The sequence below is a fragment of the Pedobacter nutrimenti genome, from assembly GCF_003208655.1.
GTDB classification, from domain to species: Bacteria; Bacteroidota; Bacteroidia; order Sphingobacteriales; family Sphingobacteriaceae; genus Pedobacter; species Pedobacter nutrimenti.
Genome location: NZ_QKLU01000008.1, coordinates 273,834 through 293,256 on the forward strand (window position 1 = coordinate 273,834; position 19,423 = coordinate 293,256).

Annotated in this window: 24 protein-coding genes; 17 read left to right on the plus strand and 7 right to left on the minus strand. The window is 40.0% G+C overall.

Going from position 1 to position 19,423, the window contains the following annotated elements:
* Nucleotides 1–72 precede the first annotated feature (72 nt).
* The 15 genes from rpsH to rplQ all read left to right on the plus strand — a co-directional run bounded on the left by rpsH (nt 73) and on the right by rplQ (nt 8,472).
* On the plus strand, nt 73–471 hold the full coding sequence (gene rpsH, locus B0O44_RS20845; RefSeq protein ID WP_110834092.1) for a 30S ribosomal protein S8: 399 nt from the start codon (nt 73–75) through the stop codon (nt 469–471).
* An 18-nt stretch (nt 472–489) separates the two neighbouring features.
* A complete protein-coding gene (gene rplF, locus B0O44_RS20850; RefSeq protein ID WP_110834027.1) occupies nt 490–1,047 on the plus strand; it encodes a 50S ribosomal protein L6 in 558 nt (185 codons plus the stop codon).
* A 5-nt stretch (nt 1,048–1,052) separates the two neighbouring features.
* Entirely contained in the window at nt 1,053–1,406 is a 354-nt protein-coding gene (gene rplR / locus B0O44_RS20855; RefSeq protein ID WP_110834028.1) for a 50S ribosomal protein L18, read from the plus strand.
* Between the two features lie 18 nt (nt 1,407–1,424).
* Nucleotides 1,425–1,943: a 30S ribosomal protein S5 gene (rpsE, locus tag B0O44_RS20860; RefSeq protein ID WP_110834029.1), complete on the plus strand. Its 519-nt coding sequence runs from the start codon at nt 1,425–1,427 to the stop codon at nt 1,941–1,943.
* Between the two features lie 4 nt (nt 1,944–1,947).
* Nucleotides 1,948–2,127 (plus strand): 50S ribosomal protein L30, encoded by a 180-nt coding sequence (rpmD, locus tag B0O44_RS20865; protein ID WP_108554171.1) that lies wholly within the window; start codon nt 1,948–1,950, stop codon nt 2,125–2,127.
* Nucleotides 2,128–2,237: 110 nt separating this feature from the next.
* Nucleotides 2,238–2,684: a 50S ribosomal protein L15 gene (gene rplO, locus B0O44_RS20870; RefSeq protein ID WP_110834030.1), complete on the plus strand. Its 447-nt coding sequence runs from the start codon at nt 2,238–2,240 to the stop codon at nt 2,682–2,684.
* Between the two features lie 3 nt (nt 2,685–2,687).
* Nucleotides 2,688–4,025 (plus strand): preprotein translocase subunit SecY, encoded by a 1,338-nt coding sequence (gene secY / locus B0O44_RS20875; RefSeq protein ID WP_110834031.1) that lies wholly within the window; start codon nt 2,688–2,690, stop codon nt 4,023–4,025.
* Between the two features lie 8 nt (nt 4,026–4,033).
* Nucleotides 4,034–4,822, plus strand: a complete 789-nt coding sequence (gene map / locus B0O44_RS20880) for a type I methionyl aminopeptidase (RefSeq protein WP_110834032.1) — start codon at nt 4,034–4,036, stop codon at nt 4,820–4,822.
* A gap of 67 nt (nt 4,823–4,889) precedes the next feature.
* Nucleotides 4,890–5,108, plus strand: coding sequence for a translation initiation factor IF-1 (gene infA, locus B0O44_RS20885; protein ID WP_008244555.1), 219 nt, complete (start codon nt 4,890–4,892; stop codon nt 5,106–5,108).
* Between the two features lies 1 nt (nt 5,109).
* Nucleotides 5,110–5,226: a 50S ribosomal protein L36 gene (gene rpmJ, locus B0O44_RS20890; RefSeq protein WP_107214554.1), complete on the plus strand. Its 117-nt coding sequence runs from the start codon at nt 5,110–5,112 to the stop codon at nt 5,224–5,226.
* Nucleotides 5,227–5,308: 82 nt separating this feature from the next.
* The gene (gene rpsM, locus B0O44_RS20895; protein ID WP_110834033.1) at nt 5,309–5,686 is read left to right on the plus strand and encodes a 30S ribosomal protein S13; all 378 of its coding nucleotides are present in this window, start codon (nt 5,309–5,311) and stop codon (nt 5,684–5,686) included.
* 18 nt (nt 5,687–5,704) lie between these two features.
* Nucleotides 5,705–6,094: a 30S ribosomal protein S11 gene (gene rpsK / locus B0O44_RS20900; protein ID WP_039475175.1), complete on the plus strand. Its 390-nt coding sequence runs from the start codon at nt 5,705–5,707 to the stop codon at nt 6,092–6,094.
* Nucleotides 6,095–6,159: 65 nt separating this feature from the next.
* Nucleotides 6,160–6,768 (plus strand): 30S ribosomal protein S4, encoded by a 609-nt coding sequence (gene rpsD, locus B0O44_RS20905; RefSeq protein ID WP_110834093.1) that lies wholly within the window; start codon nt 6,160–6,162, stop codon nt 6,766–6,768.
* Nucleotides 6,769–6,846: 78 nt separating this feature from the next.
* Nucleotides 6,847–7,839 carry a DNA-directed RNA polymerase subunit alpha gene (locus B0O44_RS20910; RefSeq protein ID WP_110834034.1) on the plus strand — a complete coding sequence of 331 codons (993 nt, stop codon included), beginning with the start codon at nt 6,847–6,849 and terminating at the stop codon, nt 7,837–7,839.
* 84 nt (nt 7,840–7,923) lie between these two features.
* Nucleotides 7,924–8,472 (plus strand): 50S ribosomal protein L17, encoded by a 549-nt coding sequence (gene rplQ, locus B0O44_RS20915; RefSeq protein WP_110834035.1) that lies wholly within the window; start codon nt 7,924–7,926, stop codon nt 8,470–8,472.
* Between the two features lie 53 nt (nt 8,473–8,525).
* Here rplQ and B0O44_RS20920 read toward each other — a convergent pair whose 3' ends face one another.
* Nucleotides 8,526–9,080 (minus strand): 2'-5' RNA ligase family protein, encoded by a 555-nt coding sequence (locus B0O44_RS20920; protein ID WP_110834036.1) that lies wholly within the window; start codon nt 9,078–9,080, stop codon nt 8,526–8,528.
* Nucleotides 9,081–9,137: 57 nt separating this feature from the next.
* Between B0O44_RS20920 and B0O44_RS20925 the strand changes: the two genes are divergently transcribed.
* On the plus strand, nt 9,138–10,331 hold the full coding sequence (locus B0O44_RS20925) for a class I SAM-dependent methyltransferase (RefSeq protein ID WP_110834037.1): 1,194 nt from the start codon (nt 9,138–9,140) through the stop codon (nt 10,329–10,331).
* Nucleotides 10,332–10,487: 156 nt separating this feature from the next.
* Entirely contained in the window at nt 10,488–12,410 is a 1,923-nt protein-coding gene (gene dnaK / locus B0O44_RS20930) for a molecular chaperone DnaK (RefSeq protein ID WP_110834038.1), read from the plus strand.
* 60 nt (nt 12,411–12,470) lie between these two features.
* Here the strand turns inward: dnaK and B0O44_RS20935 are convergent, their stop codons facing one another.
* The 6 genes from B0O44_RS20935 to B0O44_RS20960 all read right to left on the minus strand — a co-directional run bounded on the left by B0O44_RS20935 (nt 12,471) and on the right by B0O44_RS20960 (nt 19,410).
* The gene (locus B0O44_RS20935) at nt 12,471–13,370 is read right to left on the minus strand and encodes a nucleotidyltransferase family protein (RefSeq protein WP_110834039.1); all 900 of its coding nucleotides are present in this window, start codon (nt 13,368–13,370) and stop codon (nt 12,471–12,473) included.
* Nucleotides 13,371–13,461: 91 nt separating this feature from the next.
* A complete protein-coding gene (locus B0O44_RS20940; RefSeq protein ID WP_110834094.1) occupies nt 13,462–15,006 on the minus strand; it encodes a helicase HerA-like domain-containing protein in 1,545 nt (514 codons plus the stop codon).
* 114 nt (nt 15,007–15,120) lie between these two features.
* On the minus strand, nt 15,121–16,233 hold the full coding sequence (locus B0O44_RS20945) for a M42 family metallopeptidase (RefSeq protein ID WP_110834040.1): 1,113 nt from the start codon (nt 16,231–16,233) through the stop codon (nt 15,121–15,123).
* Between the two features lie 59 nt (nt 16,234–16,292).
* Nucleotides 16,293–16,706 (minus strand): GNAT family N-acetyltransferase, encoded by a 414-nt coding sequence (locus B0O44_RS20950; RefSeq protein WP_110834041.1) that lies wholly within the window; start codon nt 16,704–16,706, stop codon nt 16,293–16,295.
* Nucleotides 16,699–17,868: an MFS transporter gene (locus B0O44_RS20955; protein ID WP_110834042.1), complete on the minus strand. Its 1,170-nt coding sequence runs from the start codon at nt 17,866–17,868 to the stop codon at nt 16,699–16,701. Before B0O44_RS20955 ends, B0O44_RS20950 begins: the two co-directional genes overlap by 8 nt.
* Nucleotides 17,869–19,410: an acyl-CoA carboxylase subunit beta gene (locus tag B0O44_RS20960; RefSeq protein WP_110834043.1), complete on the minus strand. Its 1,542-nt coding sequence runs from the start codon at nt 19,408–19,410 to the stop codon at nt 17,869–17,871. It lies immediately after the preceding gene.
* Between the last annotated feature and the right edge of the window lie 13 nt (nt 19,411–19,423).

Here is a 19,423-nt window from a genome sequence, read left to right on the forward strand (position 1 = left end):
AAAATAAGTATTAACCGATGGAAGGTCGTTCCGAATGGGTCGGAAAGGAAACCACTATCACAACTACATAAAATGAATACAGATCCAATAGCAGATTATCTTACAAGAGTAAGAAATGCCATTAAGGCAAATCACAGAATTGTAGAAATTCCTGCATCAAATCTTAAAAAGGAAATTACGAAAGTACTTTTTGACAAAGGTTACATCGCAAACTACAAGTTTGAAGACACGAATACTCAAGGCGTGATTAAAATCGCACTTAAGTATAACGCCATTACTAAAATTCCTGCAATCCGTACCTTAGTACGTATCAGTAAACCAGGTTTAAGGCAATATGCTGGTGTTGAAAATATGCCAAGAGTATTAAATGGTTTGGGTATCGCTATCTTATCTACTTCTAAAGGTGTAATGACCGATAAAGAAGCAGCCAAGTTGAACATTGGTGGCGAAGTTTTGTGTCACGTTTATTAATTAAAGGAGGATAGCAAAATGTCAAGAATAGGAAAAGCCCCGATTAATATCCCAGCAGGTGTAACAATTACCGTATCTAAGGATAACGTTGTAACTGTTAAAGGTCCAAAAGGAGAATTAACACAAGCAGTTGATTCAGATATCACTGTAAGCCAGGAAGATGGTGTACTGACTGTACAACGTCCTACAGAGCAAAAAAGACACAAAGCATTGCACGGTTTATACCGTTCACTGTTAAACAATATGGTTGTTGGTGTAACAGAAGGTTATAAATTAGAGCAAGAATTAGTAGGTGTTGGTTACCGTGCTACAAACACAGGTAATACACTTGATCTTGTTTTAGGTTATTCTCACCACTATGTTTTCCAATTACCGGTAGAGATTAAAGTAACAACAACTTCTGAGAAAGGTCAGACTCCTAAAATCATTTTGGAGAGTATTGATAAACAACTGATCGGTCAGGTAGCAGCGAAAATCCGCTCATTACGTGCACCAGAGCCATATAAAGGTAAAGGTATCAAGTTTGTTGGCGAAGTGTTAAGAAGAAAAGCAGGTAAATCAGCTTCTAAAAAATAATCATCATGGCAGGGAAAAAATTATCTCGTAGAGATCGTATAAAAAAAGGAATCAGAAAAAGATTAACAGGTTCCGAAAACCGTCCACGTTTATCGGTTTATAGAAGCAATAAAGGGATTTATGCTCAAATCATTAACGATGTAACCGGTAACACATTGGTGTCAGCATCATCTTTATCCAAAGATTTTTCTGGTAACGGTAACAAATCAGAGCAATCTGTAGCTGTAGGTAAACTGGTAGCGGAAAAAGCAATTGCAGCTGGTATTAAAGAAGTTGTTTTCGATAGAAATGGCTACTTATACCACGGACGCGTAAAATCGTTGGCAGAAGGTGCCCGCGAAGCTGGTTTAGTATTTTAATCTGAAAATAGGATAAGAATGTCAACTATCAATATAAAAAGAGTTAAGACTAGCGAGATCGAATTAAAAGATCGTTTAGTTAGCATACAGCGTGTTGCCAAAGTAACCAAAGGCGGACGTACTTTCAGCTTCTCAGCTATCGTAGTTGTTGGAGATGAAAACGGAATCGTTGGTTATGGTTTAGGTAAGGCGAAAGAGGTAACTGAAGCCATTGCTAAAGGCATCGATGATGCTAAAAAGAATTTGGTAAAAGTTCCTTTGCTGAAAGGTACTGTTCCTCACGAGCAGATCGGTAAATTTTCAGGTGGTTTTGTATTAATCAAACCAGCTGCAGTAGGTACCGGTGTAATTGCTGGTGGTGCGATGCGTGCCGTATTAGAGAGTGCAGGGGTACATAACGTATTGGCAAAATCAAAAGGTTCTTCTAACCCGCACAACGTGGTTAAAGCGACTGTTGATGCATTGACCAAAATGCGCGATGCTTACACTGTAGCTCAGCACAGGGGTGTAGATTTAAATAAAGTTTTTAACGGATAATATTATGGCGAAGATCAAAATAACCCAGGTAAAAAGCATTATCGACAGAAGCGAACGCCAAAAGAGAACAATGCAGGCTTTAGGTTTAACAAAATTAAACCAAAGCGTAGAGGTTGAAGCAACAGCTGCCATTATAGGTATGGTTAGAAAGGTAAATCACCTGGTAGCTATAGAGAGTTTATAATTATAAAGGTTGTTTAAAATATAATATATTTATATTTTGCAACCTTTATTATATGTTTAACCGTTGTCCCTGATTAGTGAAAGCGAAGGGCAACACAATAAGTTTCAAAAATGAACTTAAGTAATTTAAAACCTGCATCAGGTTCTACTAAAAATAGTAAAAGAATTGGTCGTGGTACTGGTTCTGGTCGTGGTGGTACTTCCACTCGTGGTCATAAAGGTGCCGGATCTCGTTCAGGTCATTCCACTAAAGTTGGATTTGAAGGTGGTCAGATGCCTTTACAGCGCCGTGTGCCTAAAGTAGGTTTCAAACCAATTAACCGTGTGGAATACGTAGGCGTCAACTTAGACGTTTTACAAGGTTTGGCTGAAAAATTTAACTTAACTAGCATAGATTTTACTACCTTGCAACAACATGGGTTGGCATCTAAAAATGACTTAGTAAAAGTTTTAGGTCGTGGTGAGGTTAAATCTAAATTAGAGGTTAAAGCACATGCTTTTTCTGCAACCGCACAAAAAGCTATTGAGGCTGCTGGTGGCTCAATCGAAAAATTGTAATTAATGAAGAAGCTGTTTACTACTTTAAGTAATATTTGGAAAATTCAAGAATTGAAAGAGCGTATATTATTTACGCTCATCATTCTTTTGGTTTATAGATTTGTTTCACACGTGGTTCTTCCAGGTGTGGATGCAACTGCCTTAGGCAATAATGAAAAATCAGGTCTTTTAGGTCTATTGGATATGTTTGCCGGCGGATCTTTCTCTCGGGTCTCGATCTTAGCCTTGGGTGTTATGCCTTATATTTCTGCGTCCATTGTAGTTCAGTTATTAGGAATTGCTGTCCCTTCTTTCCAGAAAATGCAAAAAGAAGGAGAAAGCGGCAGGAACAAATTAAATCAGATTACCAGGTATTTGACCGTGGCCATTACTGCAGTTCAGGCAGTAGGTTATGTGAAAACACAGGTGCCAACTGAAGCCATTATCATCAACCATACGCTTTTCTTTGTGGTCTCTACTTTCGTTCTTTCTGCAGGTACATTATTTGTCATGTGGTTGGGAGAGAAGATTACAGATAAAGGTATTGGTAACGGTATTTCACTGATCATTATGGTTGGTATTATAGCCCGTTTACCGATTGCTTTGCAACAAGAGATCAGCTCACGTCTTGTTGGTGAGGGTGGTGGACTAATTGCCCTGGTACTGGAAATCGCTGCCTTATTTGGTGTTGTGATGTTTACGATCATGATTGTACAAGGTGTACGTAAAGTGCCGGTACAGTATGCAAAACGTATTGTAGGCAACAGACAATTCGGCGGTGTAAGACAATACATCCCATTGAAGGTAAATGCTGCTGGTGTAATGCCGATCATTTTTGCTCAGGCACTGATGTTCATACCTGCAACTTTAACACAGTTTTTCCCTTCTTTGCAAAATTCATGGTTAATCCAGTTCAGTGATTATACTTCACTGGCCTATAGCTTAACATTCGCATTTTTAATTATTGCATTTACGTTTTTCTATACGGCAATTACAGTTAATCCGACTCAAATGTCTGATGATATGAAGAAAAATGGTGGTTTCATTCCTGGTATTAAGCCAGGTCTGTCAACTTCATCATTTATTGATGATGTGATTTCCAAGATCACCTTCCCGGGTGCAATCTTCCTGGCAATCATTGCTATTTTGCCTTCTATCGCAGTTAAATTTGGTATTAAATCTGAATTTGCACACTTCTACGGAGGTACCTCATTATTGATCCTGGTAGGGGTTGTTTTGGATACGCTGCAGCAGGTGGAGAGTTATTTGTTAATGCGTCACTATGATGGTTTGATGAAAACCGGAAGAGTAACTGGTCGTACAGGTATTCCTGCTGCCAGCGGTAGTAACGCAGTGATTTAAGATTAAGGATGTCGAAGATTTATTATAAGTCTGCGGAAGAAATCGAACTCATCAGAGAGAGTTCCTTACTGGTTTCCAAAACCCTGGCCGAAATTGCCAAAGTGATTGGACCTGGAATGACAACGATGAGCTTAAATAATTTAGGAGAAACCTTTATAAGAGACAATGGAGGAATACCTGCATTTTTGAATTATAATGGTTTCCCTTATTCTTTATGTATCTCTCCAAACGATCAGGTTGTCCATGGTTTTCCAAGTGATTATGTGATACAGGAGGGAGATTTAATTTCTGTAGATTGCGGGGTCATTAAAAATGATTTTTTTGGTGATTCAGCTTATACATTCGCGATTGGTGAAATTGATGCTGAAAAGCAGAAGCTGATAGATATTACAAAACAATGTCTGGATGCCGGGGTAGAAAAAGCAGTGGTCGGATCCCGTATTGGGGATGTGGGTTATGCGGTTCAAAAGCTGGCAGAAGACAATGGTTTTGGTGTGGTTAGGGAATTGGTAGGACATGGGGTTGGTAAACAGCTGCATGAAAAACCAGAGGTTCCTAATTACGGTAAACGTGGTAGTGGGATTAAGTTAGAGGAAGGTATGGTAATTGCCATAGAACCAATGATTAATGCTGGTACCGCTAATATTAAATTTTGGTCAGATGGTTGGACTGTTACCAGTAAGGACAACAGGCCATCGGCACATTTTGAACATACAGTTGCCGTCAAAAAGGGGAAAGCAGATGTTTTATCGACCTTTTCACTTATTGAAGAAGTTTTAAATAAAAAAAGTAAATAATTAAAATTTTTTATTTAATTTTGCAACCCTGTTTAATAGCAGCTAATTAAGTAAAAATCAAGATTATATGGCTAAACAAGCCTCAATTGAACAAGACGGTGTAATAAGAGAAGCATTATCAAATGCAATGTTTCGGGTTGAACTTGAAAACGGGCATGAGATAATAGCACATATTTCGGGAAAAATGAGGATGCACTACATCAAAATTTTGCCCGGAGATAAAGTAAAATTAGAGATGTCGCCTTACGATTTATCAAAAGGCAGGATTACTTATAGATATAAATAAAATGAAAGTTAGGTCATCAATTAAAAAACGTAGCGCGGATTGCAAGGTTATTCGTCGTAAAGGTAAACTTTACGTTATCAACAAGAAAAACCCTAAGTACAAGCAACGTCAGGGATAAGAAATTATTGAAGTATGATTGGATTGAATGTACAGGTTACTCAATCTGTCGTTTAATCAAATAATCAACATTAGTATAAAATATGGCAAGGATATCAGGTATAGATTTACCAAGAAACAAAAGAGGCGAAATTGGATTAACTTACATCTATGGTGTAGGTAGATCAACTGCTCAACGTATATTAACGGAAGCAGGTATCGATTTAAGCAAAAAAGTACAGGACTGGTCTGATGATGAGTTATCAGCAATCCGTACCATCATCAACGACCAGATCAAAGTAGAAGGTGCTTTGCGTTCTGAAGTTCAGTTGAATATTAAACGTTTAATGGATATCGGCTGTTACCGCGGTTTACGTCACAGAAAAGGATTGCCGGTACGTGGTCAGCGTACTAAAAACAATTCTCGTACTCGTAAAGGCAAGAGAAAAACAGTTGCTAACAAGAAAAAAGCTACTAAATAATAGTAGTATCGTATAATTATGGCTAAAAGTAAAAAAGTAACCAAAAAGCGTATTGTTGTGATTGAGCCTGTTGGTCAGGCACACATCAATGCTACTTTTAACAATATCATTGTTACCTTAACAAATAACAACGGTCAAACTATTTCATGGTCTTCAGCAGGTAAAATGGGATTCAAGGGTTCTAAAAAGAACACTCCTTATGCTGCCGGACAAGCTGCATCTGATTGCGGTAAAGTAGCATTTGACTTAGGTCTGCGTAAAGTAGAGGTATTTGTAAAAGGTCCGGGTTCAGGTCGTGAGTCTGCAATCAGAACATTGCAGGTAGCAGGTCTTGAAGTAACCTCGATCAAAGATATTACCCCACTTCCTCACAACGGTTGTCGTCCACCGAAAAAGAGAAGAGTTTAATTTATTAATTTTTAAAGCTAAGAGTCTGCAGCTACAGGTTGCATGATACTTTAAAACAAAAAGAAATGGCAAGATATACAGGACCAAAATCCAAAATCGCGCGTAAATTCAGAGAGCCAATTTTCGGCCCTGATAAAGTATTAGATAGAAAAAATTATCCTCCTGGACAGCATGGTGCTTCCAAAAGAAGAGGTAAACAATCAGAGTACGCTGTACAGTTAATGGAAAAACAGAAAGTGAAATATACTTATGGTGTATTAGAGCGTCAGTTCCGTAACTTGTTTACAAAAGCGTCATCACGTCAGGGCATTACCGGTGATAACTTATTGCAATTATTAGAAGCCCGTTTAGATAATACTGTATACAGATTAGGTATTGCAACTACACGTTCAGCTGCACGTCAGTTAGTTAGCCATAAACACGTAACAGTGAATGGTGAAGTGGTCAATATTCCTTCTTATCAGTTAAAGGCAGGTGATGTTATTGCAGTTCGCGAGAAATCAAAAACATTAGAAGCAATCACGAACTCTGTTGCTGGTAGAACAATCAATAAATTCAATTGGTTGGATTGGGATGCAAGAGAACTTACTGGTAAGTTCCTGGCTTATCCAAACCGCGATGAGATTCCGGAAAATATAAAAGAGAACCTTATAGTAGAGTTATACTCTAAGTAATCATCTTAATTAACTGCCTTCGGGCAGTTAATTTTTTTTGCGTTACAAAAATTTAATAACGATCTAAAAACATTATAAATGGCAATTTTAGCATTTCAGAAACCCGATAAGGTAATCATGCAGAAATCAACTGATTTCGATGGTACATTTGAATTTCGTCCTTTAGAGCCCGGTTTCGGTGTAACAATAGGTAATGCCTTAAGAAGAATTTTATTGTCTTCATTAGAAGGTTATGCCATTACCAGTATTCGTTTTTCAGGCGTATCCCATGAGTTTTCTACGATCAAAGGTGTTGTTGAAGACTTAACCGAAATCATCCTTAACCTGAAACAAGTACGTTTTAAGAAAGTTGGTGATGCAGGTGATGCAGAAAAAGTTTTCATCATAGTAAGTGGTCAAGATCAGTTTAAAGCTGGTGACGTAACCAAATTCTCCAGTAATTTTGAAGTGTTGAATCCTGATTTAGTGATTTGCAACATGGAAAAATCGGTGACTTTAGAGGTGGAACTGACCATCAATAAAGGACGTGGTTATGTTCCTGCAGAAGAGAATAAAATCAATGATGCTGTTGTTGGTGTGATCGCAATTGATTCGATCTATACTCCAATGAAAAATGTGAAATACACGATTGAAAATTATCGTGTTGAACAGAAAACAGATTATGAGAAGTTAATCCTTGATATTTCTACTGATGGATCTATTCATCCGGAAGAAGCATTGAAAGAAGCAGCTAAAATTCTGATCCAGCACTTTATGTTGTTCTCTGATGAGAACCTGGTATTGGAATCTCAAGCAAAAGAAGAGACTAAAGAGGTTGATGAGGAAATCCTGCATATGCGTAAGATCCTTAAAACTGAGTTGGTTGATCTGGATCTTTCAGTTCGTGCATTAAACTGCCTGAAAGCAGCTGATATCCGCACGCTTGCTGATCTGGTATCTTATGATGTGGCTGATATGCTGAAATTCAGAAACTTTGGTAAAAAGTCTTTAACTGAAATTCAGGAACTGGTTAAATCTAAAAGCTTGTCTTTTGGTATGAACCTGTCTAAATTCAAATTGGACGAAGAATAAAAAACAACAAATAACATATTGTTAATCGTGTGTAATTCCCTCAGATTGATCACAACGAGACGGTACACAAGAATAAATTAAAAAATGAGACACGGTAAAAAAGTAAACCACTTAGGAAGAACAGATTCACATCGTAAGGCGATGCTGGCTAACATGGCTTCATCCCTGATTAAAAACAAAAGGATCTCAACAACCCTTGCCAAAGCAAAAGCTTTGCGTACTTATGTTGAGCCTATTATCACTAAATCTAAAAATGACACTACACATTCCCGTCGTGTTGTATTTAGCTATTTACAGGATAAAGATACGGTGACTGAATTGTTCCGTGATGTAGCTGCTAAAGTAGCTAACCGTCCGGGTGGTTATACAAGGATCATCAAATTAAACAATCGTTTAGGTGATAACGCTGAAATGGCGATGATTGAGTTGGTTGATTACAACGAGGTTTATGGCAAAGAAGCTGAGTCAGCTGAAAAGAAAACGACTCGTCGTGGCAGAAGCAAAACAAAAAAAGCTGATGCACCTGCTAAAGCTGAAAAAGCTGCTGAAGTTAAAGCTGAGGAAGTTGCCCCTGAGGTACCAGCCAAAGAAGAAGCTGCTACTGAAGAGAAAGCAGAAGATAAAGGCGAATAGTCCTATCTTTTTTCGAAATAGAAAAGCCTTGTCCGTATTGGACAGGGCTTTTTTTATAGATATAGTTTCAGCTGGACATTTGTTGGTTTAGAGTTGAACTCCTTTAAAATGTTCCATTGTTTTCCGTCATGTTTTAGTAGTGTGAAACATGTTGTCAGAAATTCAGCACAAAATGTCTCCTTGCTGTAGTAGCTGGCAATCTGTTCAAATTGTGTTTTAGTATCTCTATAAGCAATCGTAAAATGTGGAGTAAACCGGGATTTGAATTCTTTTTGATAGGGGCTGGTTGCGCTTTTAATATTTTTGTATAATTCCTGAAGTGCTTGATTTGCGAGTACATCGATATAGACGACATGATTGGATGGAAAGCTGTTGTAATGGAGGAGTTGTATCGTAAATGGCTGAAAATTTCGGGCGGCCCCGAGACATTTAATGAGATTGGTTTCAAAGGTTTCCTCAAGCCCGGGAATAAACATAAGGGTTAAATGCACCGGTGGTTTCAGTGCCCGGTAAACTTTGAAAATCCGTGCACATTCTTTTCGGATCCCGTCTATTTGTAAAGACAATTGTTTAGGCGGTAAGATGGCGACTAAATAGGGGGATGTCATAAAGTAATTTACAATTCCTTATTCAAAAGGTTATCTTTGTACCCTATATTCCAATCCATGTCAAATCAAATTCTTTTAGATCAGTTTCTGTTAAAATTAACAAATAGCATTAAGGAAGATATCTTTGTTAAATTATCTCTGGGAAATTATCAGGGGAATGAGAAAGAACTGAAAAATATATATGTCAGAAGTGTCGTCATCAAAAGGAACGACATGCTTTCTTTTACTTACAGGTACAAAACAAGGGACATTTTTAAAAATTATTCCATTGAAGATGGGATTAGACAAATCGCCCACCTGGTCAGTCATGATTTTAAGATTTGTACTTTATTTACAACAGCAGGGGAGTTTATTATGGAACATGGGAAAAAAGATACTTTCGTGATCCGGGAAGTGGCTGCAAAAGTAGTTGCAGCTCCGGACAGGTCTCATAATAAAGAGAAGAAAAGATTAATCCAACCGGGCATTGATAAAAGTTATTTGCAGGATCTGGGCATAACCGACCGGAAGGGAGAGGTATTTAAAAATGCGCAGGACAAGTACAAACAAATCAATCAGTATATCGAACTATTGAGCCCGATGGTTAAAGAGCTGCCACCTGACAGTCTGAAAAGTGTCGTAGATATGGGATCAGGAAAGGGCTATCTTACCTTTGCTTTGTATGACTATCTGCATCATGTACTGGGACTGGAAACAAAAGTGACAGGGGTGGAGTACCGTGAAGACCTGGTGAGTTTATGTAATCAAATTTCAGCTAAAGCAGCCTTTAATAATCTGAATTTTGTAGAGGGGTCTATTCAGGACTTTACCATGGACTCCATTGACTTGCTGATTGCCCTGCATGCCTGTGATACGGCAACTGATGACGCCATATATAAAGGAATTAAAGCTGGTGCCCGGCTCATTGTGGTTGCCCCTTGCTGCCACAAACAAATTAGAAAAGAGATTGTTAAAGGTAAACAGAAGAATGAACTGGACTTTTTATTGAAATATGGCATATTCCTGGAGCGTCAGGCCGAGATGGTTACCGACGGAATAAGAACACTGATCCTGGAATATTTTGGATATAAAACGAAAGTAATGGAATTTATATCAGATGCACATACACCAAAAAATGTGCTGGTTATTGGGGTTAAAGGAAAGGAAACGGAGGCTGTTAAATCCGCGGCGCTGAAAAAGATAAGAGAAACCAAGGCCTATTTTGGAATTGGTCATCATCATCTGGAGAGGCTCTTTGGACTGGATACATAGATTATGCCAACCTGTCATAGCTAAAAATAGTTTTTCTTTACATTTTAGCAGATTTACAGGTCATATTTATGTCAATACTCTGCCAAATGGTAATTGGCACAACCCTTGTTTAATACGATCTATCGAATTTGTATAACATTAAAAGATATAATAAAAATGGGAAAAATTATTGGTATAGACTTAGGAACAACGAACTCTTGCGTAGCCGTAATGGAAGGTAACGAACCTGTAGTTATAGCCAACAGTGAGGGTAAACGTACTACGCCGTCTATTGTTGCTTTTGCAGAAAATGGTGAGCGTAAAGTAGGTGAGCCGGCTAAACGTCAGGCAATCACCAACCCAACAAAGACAATTTATTCAATTAAACGCTTTATGGGAAGCAGTTTTGCTGAGGTCACTAAAGAAGTTGGCCGGGTTCCTTATAAAGTTGTTAAAGGTGACAACAATACACCGCGTGTAGAAATTGATGACCGTAAATATACTCCACAAGAGATTTCTGCAATGATTCTGCAGAAAATGAAAAAAACTGCCGAAGACTTTTTAGGTCAAGAAGTAACTGAAGCTGTGATCACAGTTCCTGCTTATTTCAATGACGCACAACGTCAGGCTACAAAAGAGGCTGGTGAGATTGCAGGTTTAACTGTAAAAAGGATCATTAACGAGCCTACTGCAGCGGCTTTAGCCTATGGTTTGGATAAAGCACACAAAGACATGAAAATTGTTGTGTTTGACTGTGGTGGTGGTACACATGACGTTTCTGTATTGGAACTGGGTGATGGTGTTTTTGAAGTAAAATCAACTGATGGTGATACCCATCTGGGTGGTGATGACTTTGACCACATTATCATTGAATGGCTGGCTGAGGAATTCAAGAATGAAAACGGTATGGACCTTCATCAGGATCCAATGGCTTTGCAACGTTTAAAAGAAGCTGCCGAAAAAGCTAAAATTGAACTTTCAAGCACAACTTCTACAGAAATCAACTTGCCTTATATTACTGCTGATGCAACAGGGCCTAAACACTTGGTTAGAACCCTTAGCCGCGCAAAATTTGAGCAACTGGCTGGTGACCTGATTAAACGTACTATTGATCCTTGTAAATCTGCCCTGAAAAATGCTGGTTTAAAGACTTCTGATATTGATGAGATCATTTTAGTAGGTGGTTCAACCCGTATTCCTGCCATTCAAGAGGCTGTTAAAGCTTTCTTTGGTAAAGAACCTTCGAAAGGTGTAAACCCTGATGAGGTTGTTGCAATTGGTGCTGCAATCCAGGGTGGTGTATTGACGGGTGAAGTAAAAGACGTTTTATTATTGGATGTTACCCCGCTTTCATTAGGTATTGAGACCATGGGTGGTGTCATGACAAAACTGATTGAAGCCAATACAACTATTCCTTCTAAAAAAGCAGAAACTTTCTCTACTGCTGCTGACAACCAGCCTTCAGTAGAAATCCATATTTTACAGGGAGAACGCCCTATGGCAGCTCAAAACCGTACTATTGGACGTTTTATTTTAGATGGTATTCCACCAGCACCTCGTGGTGTTCCTCAAATTGAAGTTGCATTTGATATTGATGCCAACGGTATCCTGCATGTAAGTGCTAAAGACAAAGCAACAGGTAAGGAACAAAAAATCCGCATTGAAGCTTCATCTGGTTTAACTGATGAGGAAATCAAAAAAATGAAAGAAGAAGCTGAACAAAATGCAGAAGCAGATAAAACAGCTAAAGAAGAAGCAGATAAAATTAATAGTGCTGATGCCCTGATCTTCTCTACAGAGAAACAACTGAAAGAGTTTGGTGATAAGATTTCCGCAGATAAAAAAGCACCTATTGAAGACAATTTGAAAAAATTGAAAGATGCTCATGCAGCAAGAAATTTTGCTGATATCGACGCCGCTCAGACAGCTCTTCAGGAAGCATGGAATGCTGCATCTGAAGAAATGTATAAAGCAGGTCAGGATGGTGCAGCAGCGCAACCAGAAGGTGGTGCTGAACAGCATGCAAACGACCAGGCAGCTAACGGAGGTGATAATGTAACCGATGTTGACTTTGAAGAAGTAAAGGATGATAAAAAATAATCATCTCCTTTAAGTATAAAAAAAGCCCCCTGATATTTATCAGGGGGCTTTTTTTATACTCTATTTCCAAAGACGCTCCGGATAGGTACCGCTTTTGATCAGCTGGTCTATACTATCCTGCACAAAAGGTTTATCCTCTTTATAGGTCACGCCAAACCATTGGCTGTCGGTCGGGATCACTTTAAAGTTTGCTTTATTACTTTTAACCAGGTTTTCTCCGATCAATGGAATAAAAAACTCTGCTTTAGGTTTGTCTTTGTTTTCCAGGGCGAAAGTTTTAAACAGTTCTTCGGTCAGTTTAAAGACGGCGGGTGTGAAACCCCAGAAATTCATAGAAACAGGGGTATCGAAGCTTAAAGGATACGTTGTACCATTTTCCTCATAAACAATTACATCCTCTTTTTTATAGACCTGGGTACGTTCGGTGATTTCTTCTAAATAGCCCTCCTCATTGGTTTTACAAACACCCCTGGATACAGAGCCAAACTCAGAAAGCGTTTTTCCAATTTGATAGCCCACGATAGCGTAATTACTGTCTGTGGCTTCTGTGGTTAAAAAATCCACCATCTTTTTGAAAGAATCATAGCCATAATAATCATCCGCGTTGATGACACAAAATGGCTCTTTAATAAGATTTCTACCAGAAAGGATTGCATGGGCAGTTCCCCATGGTTTTTCCCGGTAAATTTCTTCTTCGATACCAAATTGTTTCAGGTCAAAATTTTGAAATACGTAATCTGTTTCGATTCTTCCATTCAGTTTAGGTTCAAATATGCTCTTAAAATTATCAACGAATTCTTCTTTAATGATAAAAACTACTTTTCCAAAACCAGCTTTGATGGCGTCGTATATAGAATAGTCAATAATTGTTTCTCCATTGGGGCCGAAGCCGTCTATTTGTTTCATGCTGCCGTAACGGCTTGCCATACCAGCTGCAAGTATTAATAAAGTAGGTTTCATTTAACGAAAATAGTTATTTGGGTTTATATTCTAAGTTGTTTTGTAACTGTTTTAATTTTTAAATATCTTTATTATAGTATTTTATACGCTTTTAAAAGCCGAAAAATCCTTTTCCTCCAGTACTCCGGGATTTTTTACCACTAAGCATACCGAATATCCCCCTTACAATTTCCTTACCAATTTGTCTTGTAATGGTGGCACCCATCACTTGCTCCACCAAACTTTTCTCTGTTTTGCCAGATGTCCCTGGTGTTTCTGGTTGTACCTGCTGGTTCAACTGTTCATTTAACCGGTTGGTCAGAATTTCATAAGCACTTTCTGGATCTACTGATTCCTTGTATTTTAAATTTAATGAACTGGCATTGACCAATTGATTGTATAAGGCGCTGTCCAGAGGGCCCATTACAGATCTTGGTGGGGTCAGCATGGTGGCTGAAACTTCTGTTGGAATTCCCTTTTCATTTAATACGGTAATCATGGCCTGACCTGTTCCTAAAGAGGTCAGCATTTTGCCTATATCATAAAAATCAGAGCCAGGATAGGTATTGACCGTTTTTTTTAATGCATCCGCATCGTTGGGGGTAAAAACCCTTAAGGCATGTTGTATACGGCTGCCAAGCTGTGACAATACACTTTCAGGTATATCTGTGGGTGCCTGGGTGCAAAAGAAGACACCTATACCCTTAGACCGGATGAGCCTGATGATGGTTTCGATCTGAGCTAAAAATGCCTTGGAAGAGTCTTTAAAGAGTAAATGAGCTTCATCAATAAAAAAGACCAGTTTGGGTTTGTCCAGATCCCCTGCCTCAGGCATAGTATAAAAAATTTCAGCAAGCAGGCTCAGCAAGAAGGTGGAATATAGGACTGGTTGGTTTTGTACGTCTGAAATGTTGAGCAAACTGATGACACCTTTACCATCGATCCGTCCGAGCAGGTCCTGGATATCAAAGGAGGTTTCTCCAAACAGGCTGCCTAAGCCTTGTTGCTCAATGGCGACTATTTTCCGGAGAATCGTACCAGAGGTGGCCGAGGATATTTTTCCATAATCACTTTTAATTTCTTCGGCGCCCGGTCCGTCTGTCAGATAAGACAGCAATTTCTTAAGGTCTTTGAGGTCGATGACCGGAAGTTTTTGGTCATCGGCATATTTAAAGATAACAGCCAGTACACCAGATTGTGTATCGTTTAAATCCAATATTTTAGCCAAAAGGGTTGGTCCGAATTCCAGTACCGTTGCCCTCATCTGCGCACCTAATTTCCCGGATAGGGAGTATATTTCTACAGGGAATCCAGTTGGATTAAAAGTTCTTTCGAGTTCTGACGACCTTTCTTCTACCTTGGCATTCGCCGGTCCGCTTTGGGCAAGACCAGAGAGGTCACCTTTAACATCCAGCATAAATACAGGTACACCAGCATCGGAGAGTTGTTCTGCCAGCAATTGAAGGGTCCGTGTTTTTCCCGTGCCGGTTGCTCCTGCGACCAGGCCATGCCGGTTCATCATTTTCAGGGAAAGATTAACCTCAGCCTTTGCCAGGACCTTTCCATCCAGCATACCGGCGCCCAGATAAATAGAAGATCCCTCGGGACTATAAGAAGCTTTGATTTTTTCTATAAATTTTTCAGATTGATCAGGCATAAGAAATAATTTAATTCCTGTGTGAATTATAAAAGTAAGGAAAGATGCTGTAAAACGTGGAAAAAAAAACGTGTCCGGGCTGAGGCCGGACACGTTTTTAATAAGGCTTAAAAATTACTTGCCGTAAGTAAAATCATGATCTTTTTTGATGTTCAGCAGCGTCTGATAAATCAGGCTGATGACATTGTCTACATCTTCTTTATGTACCATTTCCACCGTGGTATGCATATAGCGTAAAGGTAAGGAAATCAAGGCCGATGGTACCCCGTCATTGGAATAAGCAAAGGCATCTGTATCGGTTCCTGTAGAACGTGAAGAAGCCTGACGCTGGAAAGGAATGTTATTTTTTTCTGCAGTCTGAATGAGTAATTTATTCAGATTGGTTTGTACCGCAGGGGCGTAAGATACAACCGGGCCTTTTCCGCAAGCCAGGTCCCCCTGGGTAATTTTATTGATCATTGGGGTACTTGTGTCATGAGTTACATCTGTAACGATCGCTACATTGGGTTTGATCCGGTTGGCAATCATCTCTGCCCCGCGAAGACCAATCTCTTCCTGTACCGAATTCACAATGTATAAACCAAAAGGAAGTTTTTTCTTGTTTTCCTGTAGTAACCGGGCTACTTCTGCAATCATAAAACCACCTGCTCTGTTGTCCAGGGCACGGCCTACATAATACCGGTCGTTTAAGATCATGAACTCATCTTCATATGTAATCACACATCCTACGTGAACCCCAAGTGCCTCTACTTCTTCTTTGCTGGTACAACCGCAGTCCAGGAAGATGTTTTTTAAAGCAGGGGCATGTTCTTTTTCTCCACCACGGGTATGAATGGCAGGCCATCCGAATACCGCTTTTACCAATCCCTTGTCGGTATGTATATTCACCCTTTTTGATGGGGCAATCTGATGATCTGAACCACCGTTACGGATCACATAGATCAGGCCATCTGAGGTAATGTAGTTCACAAACCAGGAAATCTCATCAGCATGTGCTTCTATGACAACTTTGTAGGTTGCTTTTGGATTAATCACACCCACGGCTGTTCCATAACTGTCAATAAAGCTTTCATCTATATATGGCTTAAGGTAATCAAGCCAAAGTTTCTGCCCTGGATATTCAAAACCAGTTGGTGAAGGATTATTGATATATTTTTCAAAAAATTGTAGCGATTTTTTATTGACAACAGAAACATGTTTCTGCTTGTCATCTTTCTTTTTAGCCATATGTCGGTATTAAAATGTAAACAAATATATAAACAAGGGACAAAGCCACAAGTTAAGGGTTAAAGTTCTAACTCCATAATGACAAAGTCAAAACCATTTTCATAATAAGTCTTTTCCGTTTTTTTAAAACCGAATTTTGCATAAAAAGAAGAGGCATTGACCCTTGCATTGCACCATATCTTTTTTGCACCTGTTTTTTTGATGAATTCAATAATATGTTCCAGCAACAGGCTTCCAAAACCTTTTCCCTGAGCTTCAGGGAGGGTCGCAAATTTTCTGAACTGACAAAGTTCGCCCTGCTCAAAAAGGGAGACAACTGAGCTGAGCTGATCATCTGCATATAAACCAAAATGTATTCCCTGGTCATCATTCTTTAGCTTGACCGAGTCAAAAGGCATATCCGGGTACATGGCCTGGTGCCGGATTCTCCAGGTCAGTGCCGGATGGATCTGTTCTATCTGGATCTTAGGCATAATTAAATATTTTCCTTGCGTATAAACGGTAAATGAGGATGTTGATGGCAATAACCAGCACCGAACCAAGACAATAGATTGGCCATTGGCCCTTGTCCCAAAGCCAAAGCCCCATGGCTGATCCGAAAGAAGCTCCCACAAAACTCACAGACATAAAAACCGTATTTAACCGGTTTCTGGCTTCAGGGATCAGGGCATAAATCCTGGTCTGGTTGGTTACATGGATGGCTTGCTGCCCAATGTCTATAAGGATAATCCCAACAACAAACAGGTATAAATGACTTCCGGTAAAATAAAAGGCGGCAATACTTGCCAGTTGAAGCAAGAGCCCGATCAGCAGGTTTTTTCTTGGTTCTTTTCCATCACTTAATTTTCCAACCAAAGGAGCAGCCAGGGCCCCGGCCGCACCGGCAATTCCAAATAAACCAATTTGCAGAGACTGGAAATTAAAGGGCGGATTGGCAAGAAACAAAACCATCGTTGTCCAAAAAGCGCTTAGTGTAGCAAAAGCAAGAAAATTGATTAAAGAAGCTTCCCGGAGTACAGGTTGGGTTTTGATGTAGTTAAACATGGAAGACATGAGTTCCCGGTAAGTGCCTTTGAATGTGGGTTTGCTTTGGGGAAAGCGGCTGGCCATTAATAAAAGCAATAGGAAACAAAGACCTGCGGCGATGCCAAACATGGCCCTCCAGCCCCATAAAAATCCAATACTTCCGCTTATGGCCCTGGAACCAAGGATTCCAACAAGTAAACCACTCATAATAATGCCAATGGTATGTCCCCGGCTTTCATCTGAACTGAGGTTGGCTGCCATGGGCAGGATCAATTGTGGAACAATAGAGCTTGCGCCAATCAGCACACAGGCAATTTCCAAAACCAGGAACGTATGCGAAAAGGCGGCCATTAGCAGCGATGCAATGGCAAGTCCGGTGATCACCAGGATTTGTTTTCTGCGTTCAAACATATCTCCTAGGGGGACCAGCAGGAACAGGCCTATGGCATAACCTGCCTGTGTAAGATAAGTGATGCGACCTGCATAACTTTCGGTCAGGCCATATTCTTTGGCCACCAGGATCACCAGGGGCTGACAATAATAAATATTTGCAACAATCAGCCCTGTACAAAAGGCCATGAGTAAAATGTCTTTACGGCTTAATTTCATCTATAATGGGATATTCCCGTGTTTTTTACGTGGATTTTTAACAGCTTTATTTTCCAGCATTTTAAAAGCTTTGATTAATTTTATCCTGGTCTGGTCGGGTAGAATGACTTCGTCTACGAAGCCGCGTTCAGCGGCCCGGTAAGGATTGGCGAAAATATCTGAATATAACTTTTCCTTTTCCAGCCATTTTTCCTCCGGATTTTCTGCGGTGGTGATTTCCTTTTTGAAAATGATCTCTGCTGCACCTTTAGCGCCCATCACGGCAATTTCTGCTGAAGGCCAGGCATAGTTCAGGTCGGCTCCGATGTGTTTGGAGTTCATTACATCGTAGGCGCCACCATAAGCTTTCCTGGTAATGACCGTAATTCTTGGAACGGTAGCTTCACTAAAAGCATAAAGTAATTTTGCGCCATTGGAAATGATACCATTCCATTCCTGATCGGTGCCCGGCAAAAAGCCAGGCACATCTTCAAAGACCAGTATCGGAATATTGAAGCAATCACAGAAGCGGACAAAACGGGCTGCTTTTACAGAGGCGTGATTATCCAGTACGCCAGCCAGATAAGCGGGCTGGTTGGCGATAATGCCAATACTTCGTCCACCGAGCCGGGCAAAACCGACCACAATATTCTCTGCATAGTCCTTGTGGACTTCCAGAAAACTGTCTTCATCTGCAGTTTCGGTAATGACATCCCGGATGTCATAGGGCTGGTTAGAATTTTGAGGCAGCAAATCATTGAGTTTTTCACGCACTTCATTTCCGGGAGTATAAGGAATTGAAGCAGGCAGTTCCTCACAGTTCTGCGGCATATAACTCAATAATTTTTTGATGTGGTTTATCGCATCGAGCTCGTTTGGACAGGCAAAATGGGTAACACCAGATTTGGTCGCATGGGTAGACGCGCCGCCAAGTTCTTCAGAGGTAACTTCTTCGTGAGTAACGGTTTTGACTACATTGGGGCCGGTGACAAACATATAAGAGGTATTTTCAACCATCAGAATAAAATCTGTAATGGCCGGAGAATAGACCGCGCCACCAGCGCAGGGCCCCATGATCGCCGAAAGTTGTGGGACAACCCCGGAAGCCTGTACATTTTTATAGAAGATATCGGCGTAACCACCAAGGGATACTACGCCCTCCTGTATACGCGCACCGCCACTGTCATTAAGACCAATGACCGGGGCTCCGTTTTTCATGGCCATGTCCATTATTTTACAGATTTTCTCGGCATGTGTCTCAGACAGGGAACCACCAAAAACAGTGAAATCCTGGGAAAAAACATAGACCAAACGTCCGTTGATGTTGCCATAACCGGTAACCACACCATCTCCGGGATATTTTTCCTTTTCCATTCCAAAATCTGTACTGCGGTGGGTGACCAGCATTCCGATTTCTTCGAAAGAACCTTCATCCATCAGGAAATGGATGCGCTCACGGGCGGTTAGTTTTCCTTTTTTATGCTGACCGGCAATACGCGCTGCCCCGCCACCCAGATGGGCTTGTTTTATTTTATCCTGAAGTAATTCTATTTTATTCTTCATGTATGCTGAATCA